The sequence below is a fragment of the Cylindrospermopsis raciborskii Cr2010 genome (genome assembly GCF_003367075.2).
GTDB lineage: Bacteria > Cyanobacteriota > Cyanobacteriia > Cyanobacteriales > Nostocaceae > Raphidiopsis > Raphidiopsis raciborskii.
The window spans coordinates 3,122,447-3,135,377 of the sequence record NZ_CP065936.1 but is presented as its reverse complement, the minus strand read 5'-3'; the positions used below and the strand labels follow the sequence as shown (position 1 = coordinate 3,135,377).

10 protein-coding genes and 1 pseudogene are annotated in these 12,931 nt (G+C 41.2%); 7 read left to right on the top strand and 4 right to left on the bottom strand.

Features of this window, described 5'->3' with window-relative positions; all coding sequences use genetic code 11:
• Positions 1-71 precede the first annotated feature (71 nt).
• Complete coding sequence (gene hslO / locus C6N34_RS14355; RefSeq protein ID WP_006277454.1) at positions 72-968, top strand: Hsp33 family molecular chaperone HslO; 897 nt, start codon at positions 72-74, stop codon at positions 966-968.
• A 186-nt stretch (positions 969-1,154) separates the two neighbouring features.
• On the top strand, positions 1,155-3,224 hold the full coding sequence (locus tag C6N34_RS14350) for an AAA family ATPase (protein ID WP_115539028.1): 2,070 nt from the start codon (positions 1,155-1,157) through the stop codon (positions 3,222-3,224).
• Here the strand turns inward: C6N34_RS14350 and crtD are convergent.
• On the bottom strand, positions 3,201-4,730 hold the full coding sequence (gene crtD, locus C6N34_RS14345) for a C-3',4' desaturase CrtD (RefSeq protein WP_115539029.1): 1,530 nt from the start codon (positions 4,728-4,730) through the stop codon (positions 3,201-3,203). The genes C6N34_RS14350 and crtD overlap by 24 nt on opposite strands.
• A gap of 213 nt (positions 4,731-4,943) precedes the next feature.
• Here crtD and C6N34_RS14340 point away from each other — a divergent pair, with 213 nt between their 5' ends.
• From C6N34_RS14340 to C6N34_RS14330, 3 genes and pseudogenes are all read left to right on the top strand, one after another.
• A complete protein-coding gene (locus C6N34_RS14340) occupies positions 4,944-5,663 on the top strand; it encodes a hypothetical protein (protein ID WP_115539030.1) in 720 nt (239 codons plus the stop codon).
• 152 nt (positions 5,664-5,815) lie between these two features.
• Positions 5,816-7,099, top strand: a complete 1,284-nt coding sequence (locus C6N34_RS14335) for a M16 family metallopeptidase (protein ID WP_115539033.1) — start codon at positions 5,816-5,818, stop codon at positions 7,097-7,099.
• 57 nt (positions 7,100-7,156) lie between these two features.
• Positions 7,157-7,417: pseudogene (locus C6N34_RS14330) on the top strand (fructosamine kinase family protein); the annotation flags it as partial.
• Between the two features lie 20 nt (positions 7,418-7,437).
• Here C6N34_RS14330 and C6N34_RS14325 read toward each other — a convergent pair.
• Complete coding sequence (locus tag C6N34_RS14325; RefSeq protein ID WP_141302948.1) at positions 7,438-8,130, bottom strand: IS1 family transposase; 693 nt, start codon at positions 8,128-8,130, stop codon at positions 7,438-7,440.
• On the opposite strand from C6N34_RS14325, the gene C6N34_RS14320 reads away from it, so the two are divergent.
• Positions 8,125-8,793, top strand: a complete 669-nt coding sequence (locus C6N34_RS14320) for a fructosamine kinase family protein (RefSeq protein WP_407928740.1) — start codon at positions 8,125-8,127, stop codon at positions 8,791-8,793. The genes C6N34_RS14325 and C6N34_RS14320 overlap by 6 nt on opposite strands.
• Before the next feature lie 44 nt (positions 8,794-8,837).
• Entirely contained in the window at positions 8,838-9,428 is a 591-nt protein-coding gene (locus C6N34_RS14315; protein ID WP_115538349.1) for a 2OG-Fe(II) oxygenase, read from the top strand.
• 59 nt (positions 9,429-9,487) lie between these two features.
• Here the strand turns inward: C6N34_RS14315 and C6N34_RS14310 are convergent, their stop codons facing one another.
• Both C6N34_RS14310 and C6N34_RS14305 read right to left on the bottom strand, forming a co-directional pair.
• Positions 9,488-11,701, bottom strand: a complete 2,214-nt coding sequence (locus tag C6N34_RS14310; RefSeq protein ID WP_115538350.1) for a phosphoketolase family protein — start codon at positions 11,699-11,701, stop codon at positions 9,488-9,490.
• A 121-nt stretch (positions 11,702-11,822) separates the two neighbouring features.
• Positions 11,823-12,899, bottom strand: coding sequence for a PIN/TRAM domain-containing protein (locus tag C6N34_RS14305; RefSeq protein WP_057177205.1), 1,077 nt, complete (start codon positions 12,897-12,899; stop codon positions 11,823-11,825).
• Between the last annotated feature and the right edge of the window lie 32 nt (positions 12,900-12,931).

Sequence of the window (12,931 nt, the reverse complement as noted above, 5' to 3'; positions counted from 1 at the left end):
AGAGAATTTTCTCCGGTGTTTAAAGCCAAGTGGTCACACTGAGCAGTTTTTTGTGAATAGTAAAGGTGTTTATGGCGGACAAACTAATGCGGGCCACAGCAGCAAATGGTGGCATTCGAGCGGTGGGTGTAATCACCACAAAGTTAGCCGAAGAGGCAAGAGTGCGCCATAAACTTTCCTATGTAGCCACAGCAGCTCTGGGAAGAACTATGTCAGCAGGTTTGTTAATGGCTTCAGGGATGAAACGCTCTGGTGCGAGAATTAACCTGCGGGTGAAGGGAGATGGACCATTAGGGGGTATATTAGTAGATGCTGGACTAGATGGTACAGTCAGGGGTTATGTGGGCAACCCATCCATAGAACTACCACCCAACAGCAAGGGTAAACTGGACGTGGGAGGTGCTGTAGGAAAAGGGTATTTGTATGTAGTTAAAGATATTGGTTATGGCTATCCCTATTCTAGTACGGTAGAACTGGTGTCCGGAGAAATTGGGGATGATGTCACCCATTACCTAGTTAACTCTGAGCAAACCCCTTCCGCTTTAGTATTAGGTGTGTTTGTTGGTTCGGGTGGTGTAACTGCAGCTGGAGGAATTTTAATTCAAGTTCTGCCAAAAGTTGCCAGAGACGAAGCTCTCGTGGAAACACTGGAATCGAGAGTGTCCACATTATCTGGATTTACACCATTATTACAAGCAGGTAAAAGCTTAACCGACATTTTTGAGGATTTATTGGGGGATATGGAACTGACAATTTTTCCTGAAACTCAACTTCTACACTTTCATTGTGGTTGTTCCTTTGAGCGCGTGCTAGGAGCGTTAAAAATGTTGGGAGAGTCCGAATTACAAGATATGATTCTCAAGGACAACGGAGCTGAAGCTACCTGCGATTTTTGTGGTAGTGTTTATCAAGCAAGCAGTGATAATCTGGCCCAACTAATTGTGGATTTACAAAATGTTAAAGGTTAAATTATTCTAATATGGTAAAATAATACTAAAATTAAGCATATTCCCTGAGGTATATATTTTTGGATAGGTTTTACAGATCGGAGTGGGTGTCAGTCTATAGAGTGGACCGCACCTGCACTACCTTCTGGAGTTGATAGGATAAATTTGTCAGAATGGACTGTTAATCAATTTAGTGTGGTGTGAGAGATGACAGATCAGGATATTTCAGGAGGTTTTTCTCCGGTTGAGACCACAAAACCAGAGCAAAATCCAAGATTGTCCCCAGATTCAGAAGTCCAGGTCAATCAATCATCCGGTGGGAACGCTATTCAGGATAGCGATCGCAGTTTTGGCTCATTAATGCAGCAACAAAATAACAATGGCTTACACGAAAAAGGTAAAGAAAACAATTGGTATAGACCTGTTGACTTTGTTTTATCCGGTAAGATATGGGAATTAGCAATGTGGAAGAAAAGCTGGATATGGTGGTTTTTCGTCCTAGCGTTTATTCCCAGCAGCATGGGTATTATATCAGTATCAATCTTACTTAAACTACCCTCCGCTCCCAACTGTCCTAGAATATTCTGGCCTTTAGCCAGTGCTTCTATGCGTGTCCACTGTGCTACCCTGGCTGCTTCCAAGCAGACGGTTAGTGACTTATTACAAGCTATAGCCCTAGTGAAGGATTTACCACAAGATCATCCTTTGCGAGGACAAATTAATGATCTATTGCAGGAGTGGTCGCGGGACATTATAAATTTGGCGGAGAAGAGCTTCCAAGTAGGAAATTTGGAGGAAGCAATAGCTACTGCTAAACAAATTCCAGAAAATTTGGAAGATCGTCAGTTTGTGGAGGAGAAAATTCTCAAATGGCAATCTACCTGGTCAACCGCTGAGGAAATCTACCAATCCTCCATTGGAGAACTAGAAAACAGGCGTTGGCAATCAGCTTTTATGCTATCATCCAAATTACTGCGCATTAATAATAGATTCTGGTCGACCACGAAATACGACCAGTTAAATCAAATTATTGTAACTGCGCGGGAAGATGGTGACAAACTAGATAAAGCTGATTCATTAGCTGATCGTAATTCTGTTAATGATATTTTAGCAGCTATTAAGTTAGTAAAATCGGTTAAACCAGAAAGCTTCTTGTACAAGAAGGCTCAGGAATTAGTTCCTCAATTTGGGCGAAAAATTCTGAAACTAGCACAAGCTCAAATGGAGAGAAGAGATGCAGATCGGGGTTTGGAAATTGCCGGAAAAATCCCTCCTATTCCCTCCTTACAGTCGGAAATTGATGATTTTATAGATTTGGGAGAGGCCCAACGAAATGCCTGGTTAGGAACCATTTTAGGCTTGGAGAATGCCATTTCTCAAGCCCAACAACTAGATCCTTCCCGGGGGATATATGGTCGAGCTCAAGAACTTATTTCTCTTTGGCAATTAGAAATTGAGGATATAACTAAGTTAGAACAAGCTCGGGATCTAGCTAGTGGGGGTACCATTGAGGATTTAAGATCTGCCATATCTCAAGCCCAACAAGTTCCATCTCAAAACCCTCGCGCCCAAGAAGCTCAAACCCAAATTAATCGTTGGAATGACCAAATAGAAACCATTCAAGACAAACCTTATTTAGACCGAGCAGAACAAATTGCTAATGCCGGAGATATTAACTCTTTACAAAATGCGATCGCCGAAGCCAGTCAGATTTCTTCAGGTCGAGCCCTATACTCAAAAGCACGAAGGAGAATCCGCTCCTGGAATGCCAGCATTCAGCGTATTGAAGACCAACCCTATTTAGATAGGGCTATAGTGTTAGCCGAAAGTGGGGACTTGAATAGTGCTGTACAGGAGGCGAGAAAAATTGCCATATCCGGGAGAGCATTAGCAGGAGAAGCACAGGCAGTAATTGATACATGGCAAGAGCAAATACGTGCCAGAGAAAATTGGAGAAAAGCGCGAGAACTGGCTAGTATAGGCACAGCGGACGCCCTGTCCCAGGCCATACGGTTAGCCAATCGGGTTTCTCGGCGTAATGTTTTACGCATGGATATCAACGTTGCCATTGATCGGTGGGGTGAGCAAATATTAGAGATTGCTCGTTCCCAAAGTCAAGTTGACCTGGTCAGGAGTATTGAAACTGCCAGATTAGTCCCTCGTAGTAGTTCTGCTTATGCGGATGCCCAACTACAAATTAGAACTTGGAAAGAACAACTGGTTCCAGAAGTAGTGCCCACAACCCCACTGCTATCACCGGGACAACCTTCTTTGTAGGTCATCAATTTGTCTAACTACTGTGAGAGCTGAGTAACTCACCCCAGCAGTACCTTCCCCTGGATGGGTAGAATCACCAACTAACCACAAGTTCCTAACGGGTGTACGATTGGCAAAACCAAAAGGGCCAAAAGTAGAAATTCTTTGACCAATACCACCCACGATTCCTTTGTGTCTAGCTGTGTAGTCAGCAAAGGTTTTAGGTGTAGCAGCTTCGACGAGAATAATTGTTTCTGGGTTCAAATCAAAATATTCAGCGAGTCGAGAAATAGCCTCTTGAGTAAATTTTGCCTTTAATTGTGGATAATTGTCACTATTCCACCAGGGAGCGAAATCCACAAAGGATGAAGCTATAATTGTTGCTTTTCCCGCAGGTGCCCGACCATCCCCCTCATGACTGACAGAAACAAATAAGGAGTTGTTTTCTCCTACTGGTCCATTAATATCATACATAAATTGTAAGTGGGGTGGACAATTTTGGGGGATAGCACTTTGTTCCACCCCCAAATATACCACAAATGCACCGGAAGCAGGGGGGAGTTTTTCAATTCTTGTCTTGTATCCAGAGGGGACTTTTTCTCCCAGTAGTTCCATGAGATTCTGCACTGTGACATTAGCAATCACGTGATCTGCTGTCTCTGTAAATACTTGTCCAGTCCTTTGATTGCGGATTGTTACACCTTGAGCTTTGCCATCCTCCACATTAATCCCTTCTACCGTATGACGCATTAGTAATTGACCGCCATTTTTTTCTAAAGATTTCACCAGGCGATCGCTCAGCACTTGCATACTACCTTGTAAATGATATAGTCCTTGAGGAAGTTGGGATATACTTAAAGCGGTAGCAGCGTAAAGGAGAGCTGTTTCTTGGGCGCTAACCTGGGAATATAATTTAAGTTGTAAGTCTAAGAACGTTCTCAGTCTTATATCATGGTCTAAACCATATAATCTGAGAGCATCACCCACATTCATAAAAGTAAACGGAGCAGTAATAAAGGTGCTGGGAGTCACAGCTTTAATCAACTGTAAGAGATCCCACAAATTACCCGGTGGTAAAATAGGGTCTCTTCCCTGAAATTCCCAGCTAGCACGGAATAAAGTAGCTAATAATTGCCAAAAGGGTTCACTTCCAGGGAATTGCTGTTGACGTTCCTGTTGCCATTTTTGCGGATCGCGCCACACATTGATTGGAGTTGTTTCTCCTGGAAGAAAAACCGCACAAGCGGGATCGCAGGGTGTAGCTGGGGGTAGATCTATATCTAGTTCCTGAAAAATCCGGTAATGAATTCCTCCGGGTTCCAGACCTGCAACCTGAGTTGCACCCACATCAAAAATAAATCCCTGACGTTTAAAAGTTGAAGCACAACCACCAGGAACCAAAGCTTGATCCACAATTAAAACCTGATAACCTCTACGTGCTAATAGAGCTGCTGCGGTAAGGCCACCTATTCCCCCACCAACAACAATAACACGAGACTGCTTGATGTTTAGAGATGAACTGGACATTTAATTTACAATTCTTAATACTATCACTCATAATTGTATAGCCTTACCCACTTCCAGGGCACCGTTTATCCCGGGAGCAATAGCCATCAACAAATAGGCTATAAAATTAAATTGGAAGACATAGAAATTTATAGAAATGAGAAAGTAATTGTATGTAAAATAACTATTTGAGATCCAGTATTGCTGGATTAATAACAATAGGCAATAACAACGATGAGTGCAAATTTACAACTTCAGGAATTGGCAATCTCTATTAATGCCAAGGACTTGAATCCCGCAGTAGTTAATCCTGACTTTTTAAAATACACTGGTATCATTCCTAGCGAATGGGAGTTAGCCAAACAACCGGTTTACAACAATGGAGTGTTACAAATTTTGTTTAATACAGGATTGGGCATTTTTGTCCATCCCAATGGTGTGACTATGGTTGAAAACCTATCGCAAAAACCTCAAGAGGAAATTGAAGTATCAAATATTACTCATAAACTAGTAGAAAAACTCTCTCAAGTAGAGTATAAACAGGTTGGTATCAATCCGAGGGGATTTGTTCTTTTCAATTCTGAAGCAGATGCCTATAAATACATCCATAGCAGGCTATTGGCACCAGGTCCATGGCAAGAATTTGGAGGGAAGAGAGTGGGAGCAAGTCTACAGTTAAGTTATCCTTTAGAAAGGGGAGTTTTGAACTTGAGTATTAACCAAGCAACAGTTCAATTTCCTGATAAAGTGGTAGGGGCAATCTTATTTTCTGGTAACTTTAACTATCCCCTCTTGGGAAATAGTCCCTCACAGAAAATACAGGACTTGCAACAAATAGTAGCAAATTGGCACGACTCATTCAATATATTTGAGCAACTACTAATTGAAAAGTTCCTAAACTTTACTGATGCGACGGCTAATGTTTCCGTTTTTCCATCAGCGCTTCCGGTGTGAGCCTAATTGAGTGATAGTTTGGTAATCTTGAAGGATTACCAAACTATCTGCTATAGTAGAAGTGGGCTTTTAACCTGGGGGAAAGTCAATTCAATAAACCTAGGATATGAGTAGTTAGGATATGAGTAGTAATGCAGACCTTGCCACCACAAATGATATTAACCTTGCCAAAAACTCCACCTCTTCAAAAACCCAGGGTACATTCCCTGTGCAATGGGTTAACCATCATTGCGGAACAAATGCCAATTGAAGCAGTTAGTTTAAATGTGTGGATAAATGTTGGTTCTGCTGTAGAGTCCGATTCCATTAATGGAATGGCCCATTTTTTAGAACATATTATATTTAAGGGGACAGAAAATTTAGCTAGTGGTGAGTTTGAGCGTCGTGTTGAAGAGCGAGGCGCTATTACTAATGCAGCCACAAGTCAGGACTATACCCAATTTTATATAACCAGTGCACCTAAAGACTTTAAGGATTTAGTACCACTGCAAATAGATCTAGTTTGTAACCCGTCCATTCCCCCAGATGGTTTTGAAACAGAAAGACTAGTGGTTTTGGAAGAGATTAGGCGTTCACAGGATAGTATAGGAAGGCGAATTTCGCGCCGTCTAATGGAAACGGCCTTTGATTTTTTGCCCTATCGCCGTCCCATACTGGGTTTAGAAAGCATAATTTCTCAGTTGACACCCCAACAAATGGGAGAATTTCATCAGACCTGGTATCAAGCTTCTTCTATAACCGCTGTAGCTGTTGGTAACTTACCAGTGGACCAGCTGATAGAAATTGTAGCTGAGGGGTTTGAAGAAAAGATGGCAAGGTCTTCAGATCACCCAGCTTATCCAGAGTTTGCAGATAATCAGGAACCAGCATTTAAGGGAATTACCCGTTACGAATTTACCGATGAAGGTTTGCAAGAGGCTAGACTAATTGTTTTATGGCGAGTACCAGGATTGAGCGAACTAAAAGATACTTATGCCCTGGATGTATTAGCGGGGATATTAGGACAAGGACGTAGCTCCAGATTAGTACAGGATTTACGGGAAGAAAGGGGATTGGTTTCTACAATTTCTGTCAGTAATAGTAATTATAAACTACAGGGACTGTTCACCATTTCCGCTAAATGTAATGTGGAAGATTTAGCAGCAGTAGAAACAGGTATAGTTGAACATTTGGAGAAACTGCAAACGGAATTAGTTAAAGAGTCAGAGATTCTCCGTATACAAACAAGAGTCGCAAATAGATTTATTTTCAATAATGAAACACCAGGCGATCGCTCTGGATTGTATGGTTATTATCAATGTTTGGTGGGTGATTTAGATCCAGCATTTAATTATCCTCAACACATCCAAATGCAGAATCAGCATGACTTAATGAAAGCTGCACAAAAATATCTTTCGCCACAGGACTATAGAGCAGTTATTATTAAACCAAGATAATAAATAAGGTTAATTACTAAGGAAACAGTTGAAAAACGCGAGGTTCAAAACGGGGTGATGTGGCAAGAAATAGATCGGCAAATAAGTGAGGTAACTGGGCAAAAGTTCCAAACTACCCAAAGATCATCAGTGAGTGGTGGATGTATTAACCAGGGTTATGCCATTGGCAATGGTAAAATCACCTACTTCGTCAAAATCAATCAAGCATCCCAGGGAGAAATGTTTGCAGCAGAAATGCTGGGTTTACGACAAATGTATGAAACCAAAACTATCCGGGTTCCTCAACCATTATGTTGGGGGACTATAGATAATTGGGCGTTGCATATTTGCGGGATGAATCAACTAAACGCGGGTATTACTTCATACTTTAAATAGTGAAGTAATAATTTAATTGAATACCTAAGCATATCTACAGATTTTGAATAGCATAGCGTTTTTCTATGTAGTCGCGCTAAGTAGTGACGTAAACGTGTATTTTCACCCTCTACCCTAGTCATATATGTTTTGCTCACAATATGATCCTCTGGCTGAATAAAACTCGGATAAACCCTCCACCCATCAGTAACATAAAAAAAGCATTGCCAGAGTTTAACGATGTCCCACAAAGGTTGAAATGCTTGTGAGCTGTGGTCTCCCACAACCCAAGCCAGGATATTTTTACGGAAGTGATTTACTGCTGTCCACAACCATATTTTGTTTTTTTTTGATCCCACAAAGGTCTCCAACTCATCAAGCTCACCTACCAAGGGTGTTTCCTCAACTGGTGGAGCATCTGGAAGTATGGAACCAATTTGTTTTAGCCAGTAAATAATAGTTGTATGATGAACGCCTTTATCGCGTTCAATTGCTCTAAATCCCATACCGTTAACATAAGAGCGCAGGCAACTTTGTTTAACTTCTTCTGAATAGCCTTTAGGTGGACTATAGACATCGATAAATTGACGACCACAATCAACACAAATGTGATTTTGTTTACCTCGACGTTTGCCATTCTTTCTGATTTTGGAAGACCCGCAGTTTGGACAATGCACAGTAGATTACCTCAATTCATACCTCTATTATGCAACGCCGATAATTGTAGTTACATAGTATTAGAATGGTTGCACATGTCAGCTGGCAATAATAAAAGCTGGCAACAAATGGGGAGAAATTTAGCAGCAATGCACAAAACTACCAGTGAACAAGGTTTTGGTTGGCATATAAACAATACTATTGGTTCCACACCACAAATTAATAGTTGGATGTTAAATTGGGATGAATTTTTTTTTAAAAACCGACTGGGTTACCAATTTCAGTTAGCAAGAAGACGCGGTGGCAATTTTCCTGGAGAACAAAAATTATTAGGTGTCATTCCTAGCTTATTAGCTGACCACGAAGCAGAACCATCCCTAGTTCATGGCGATTTATGGGGAGGAAATGTGGGATTTACAATTAATGGTGAGCCAGTGATTTTTGATCCAGCCACTTATTTTGGCGATCGGGAAGTTGATATTGCCATGACGGAACTTTTTGGTGGCTTCCCTCCCAGTTTTTACCGAGGATATGAGGAAGAATTTCCCCTAACACCAGGCTATGAAAAACGAAAAATACTTTATAATTTGTATCATATTTTAAATCACTTTAATTTATTCGGGGGTGGTTATGGCAGTCAAGCTAATGGTATGATAGGGAGGATTTTAGAAAGTATTGGGTAATAGTTTTTAAAAATAAACCTAAAAATAAATTTAGATAGGAATCTGTGAAATACTACCAAATACAAAGCAATATTTTTCCAAGTAGTTACCTGAAAGACCTAGGGGGAGAAATCCAAGCCAGTCCATACTTTACTACCAATAACCTCAATAGAGACTTTATTCAGACAAAAGGATTTTCTGTGGTTTTCCAAAGACAGGGAATAAAAATTGTCCAGGAGAAGTTTCCCTTTTTTAAACCCTATTTAGAATTGGCACTACAATCAAGTTGTAATGCATTTTATCTTAATCCTTTACTACTTCAAGAAGGTTCTCGGGTTGATCCACATATAGATCGTTCATTGCGCTCCTATTGTAAAACCATTGAACCACCAAATCTGGTGACGGTTCTTTATGTGCGAGTACCGGAAAACATGGAAGGGGGGGAATTAGTATTGAAATCAAATAATCGCCACATTCAGAAGATTAAACCCCAAACCAACACCTTAGTTTGCTTTCAGGGAAATTTGACCCATTCTGTTAATCCGATGAAAACATCGGGGAATCGTTTAAGTCTGGTTTGTGAGCAGTACGATTTGACAGATAGAGAAATTGTGCATATCCCCGTTTATACCCTAGAATCAAGAGCAATTTATTAATTTAACGGATGTGGGGAGATTTTCCCCACCCCTAATCAAAGAAGGATCTACACCTAACTCTAATGCACTAACTCAATAGCGCGCTTTGTCAACGCTTCCGCAGCTAAGCCATTAAAGGACATTAACTCACCTGCACTAGCTGTGGTCTCTCCTCGCTTCCAAGCAAAAGTATCCCGTTTAATAGAACTGCGTAACATAACTGGCTCTAACATAGCACTCGCACCACCAGTCACAGCAATTAACCCATCCCCACTAAATAACTCCTCAAACTCTTCATCAGCTAAAAACTCCCCATCCGGTTGGGAACAAGTATCCCAAGCAGTGTCATCAGGACGATATAAACGACGAGGATTAATCACAGAAATTATTTTTACCCCTATACCCTCAGTTTCTAAAAATGCTGCTGCTTCAAACACTGGTACTAAGGTCATATCCCCAATCACAGCAAATACAACTTGTTTTCCCCCTGGAACCTCGTGTAATAAAATTGCTCCCTTTTCCAGTCCCTGTTTAGTTTGTTCCAGAGTGGTTCTAATGGGTAAAGGTGATTTACTAGCAGTAATTACAATACCTTTATTTTTGGTGGTCAAAGCCCAATCATAACATACCTGAATACTATTAGCATCAGGAGGGAAAACGGGGAAGACATTACCATTCCTCATCATAGCGGCAAAGTATGCTTCCACTTCTGGTCTTTGATGGGTCCAACCGTTGCGTCCTTGCTCCAATGCACCTGCTGTAAATAAGGTGATTGTAGATGGGGTTTTTCTTCTTAATTCAGCCATAGCTTGGGTTACGGTTTGCCAAATTGGCAGTCCATTTATAGCAAATGATTCATAAGAACACCATAGGGTTCTTCCACCCATCAGGGATAATCCCACTGCTAATCCTGCACAAGCATCTTCGCTCAGGGGTTCGTAAACTTGACCTCCGGGAATTTGATTATATAGTTCATCTGCTGTGGGGTGGTTGATTTTCAGAGCTTGGTTAATGTTGCCAATCCCTGATGCTTCGTTACCATCCGCATTGGTCACCAGAAAGTTTTGATCCTTACTCCCTACTATTCCTACCAATCTACCCATAGCTGTGGTGGAAACCTTTGGCTCACCACCAACTGCATATTCTTCCAATGGTAATTCCCCAATGGGTGCTAGGGGTAATTCAAATTCTGTCACTACTGTTTTTGCTGCTGGACCACCTCCAGCACGTTCAGCATTGGTACGAACTGTTTGCCATGCTTCTATGGATAAGGCTCTTTTCTGTAGAGCTTTGGCAATATGGGGTGCGTCTAAAGTATCTTTAGGATAAAGATTATGCGATTTTGCTCCTAACGCGTGTACACCTGCACCTTTAAGTTGTTTGATAATAAATACTGTTAGTGTACCATTAAGGGCTAAATTAGTCGCTTGATTAATGCCTATTAATACTTCTCTGGTAAATTCTAGTCTTCTTTCCCAGGAAAATATGGTACTATCTACGTAATCTCCGGGTTGATTCTGGTCGTCAAACTTTTTGGCATCTACGATGATTACTTCCTTAAAACCATTGCCCTTCCAATAAGCAGTCATTTCCTCGTTGGTTTTTAAGGACACCATACTATGATGCTCTTGACTATAACCGTTCCACACTAGAATGGGTAGGAAATTGGTGACTTGAGGATAGGCGGTGTGAAAATGAGCCATGGAACTCATGATGTAAGGTTCACCTAATCCCCCATCTCCCACAGTGAAGGGAAATAGTTTGTCTCGGTGTAATAAAGCTGCAGCCATGGCAAAATGTTGTCCCTGTCCCAACGGTCCCGCAGGTGCCAAAATTCCAGGAATATAACCCGATAGGTGACCTATTAGTCCGTGTTTTTCCCGAAAGCGATCGCGCAGTTGTTGTACAGTAAATATGCTCATGTCTTCTAAGGACCGATCTAAAAACATGGCACTATAAAAACCGGGAGCATGATGTCCCACTTCCGTAATAATATTTTTATGTCCCAGCATGACCAAGGCTGCATAAGCTTCGGCTTGACTGGCAAAACCACCTGGATGTCCAGAAGCTTTACTACCAGTTATTTGTAAGGTGAGATAGCGCAGGGCATCTGCTGCTAGTAAGGTTTGATAAGCTGCTGCTGTATGGTTAATGTCAGCTATGGACACGCTACCAGATTCTATGACTGGCTTTGCACCATAGGTTTGAAAGTTTGGCAATGGTTCCCCAAAGTATTGAATTCCCTCACAAAAACTGGGAACGGTGGAAGATGTCTTGGTTGTGTTTACTGTCATGCTGAGTACCTTAATAAATGCTAAGATTTTACATCTTCCTGGTTCTCAGATTTGATAGGTGTTTTCGATTGTCCAACATCAATCTACACTATGAAGTATGAACTGACTTTAACTAGCTATCTTACGCTAAAGCCGAGGCTTGTGGTTTAGCAAAGATCATTCTGCCAGCGGAGGTTTGTAGAGCACTGGTTACCACTACTCTCACTTCACCACCCACATAACCACTACCTTCTTCTACCACAACCATTGTGCCATCATCTAAATAACCAATGCCTTGACTGGGCTCTTTCCCCTCTTTGAGGATTTTGATGTCAATGTTATCCCCCGGTAAGTAGGAAGGACGAACTGCATTCACCAAATCATTCACATTCAATACTGGTACTTTTTGGACACTGGCTACTTTGGATAAATTGTAGTCGTTGGTTAATAGAGTACCATTAATTTCCTGGGCGAACTTTACTAGTTTTGTGTCTACCGTGCTTAAATCATCGTACTCTACCGAGTTGATTACTATCCTTTCTGGATAGTTTTCCCTAATACGATTGAGAATTTCTAAACCTCTTCTTCCTCGTACTCGTTTTACATCCTTGGTTGCATCTGCTACTTGCTGTAGCTCCTGCAAAATAAACTGGGGTACGATAATTAGTCCTTCTAAAAATCCCGTTTCCAGCAGTAATTCAATCCGACCATCTATAATACAGCTGGTGTCTAAAACCTTGGTATTAGCTGGTTTGAGAGTTCCTTCTACTACCAGGGTCTCCACCGTATTAGGATTAATTAATCGTAACAAACCTCTACCATGGGTATCAGCTAAATTCATTCCCGTTACGGATAGGATTACACTGCCAACCACTGCTACTAAAGGTTTAATAAAGCTAAAATCTACAGGAATGGGGAGTAGAAATAGGGGAGCTAACATTAAATTGGCCAGTAATAGCCCAATAACTAAACCGATAGCACGAGTTAAAATGACTTCTATGGGCATTTCCCGCACTTGTGTTTCTAATCGCCTATAGCTGGTCTGAAAACTCAGTCCAACCGCGCCACCAATGAGAGCAGCAAAGACAGCTACTACTAAACGCAAAGCATCTAAATTGGTTACTCCTTTGAGACTTCCTGGTGGTAGTAAGTCGGTACTGAAATAACCTATTCCCGCAGAGGCTATAATAAATGAGATAATGATGGTGAAATCAAGCATGATTTATTTTTCCTGAATGAATAATGTTTGTC

Excerpts from the sequence above, each read along its gene's own strand:
- C6N34_RS14320 (WP_407928740.1), top strand. The coding sequence starts at position 8,125 with ATGCACAGTAGATTACCTCAATTCATACCTCTATTATGCAACGCCGAT.
- hslO (WP_006277454.1), top strand. The coding sequence starts at position 72 with ATGGCGGACAAACTAATGCGGGCCACAGCAGCAAATGGTGGCATTCGA.
- C6N34_RS14305 (WP_057177205.1), bottom strand. The coding sequence starts at position 12,899 with ATGCTTGATTTCACCATCATTATCTCATTTATTATAGCCTCTGCGGGA.
- C6N34_RS14340 (WP_115539030.1), top strand. The coding sequence starts at position 4,944 with ATGAGTGCAAATTTACAACTTCAGGAATTGGCAATCTCTATTAATGCC.
- C6N34_RS14335 (WP_115539033.1), top strand. The coding sequence starts at position 5,816 with ATGATATTAACCTTGCCAAAAACTCCACCTCTTCAAAAACCCAGGGTA.
- crtD (WP_115539029.1), bottom strand. The coding sequence starts at position 4,730 with ATGTCCAGTTCATCTCTAAACATCAAGCAGTCTCGTGTTATTGTTGTT.
- C6N34_RS14310 (WP_115538350.1), bottom strand. The coding sequence starts at position 11,701 with ATGACAGTAAACACAACCAAGACATCTTCCACCGTTCCCAGTTTTTGT.
- C6N34_RS14350 (WP_115539028.1), top strand. The coding sequence starts at position 1,155 with ATGACAGATCAGGATATTTCAGGAGGTTTTTCTCCGGTTGAGACCACA.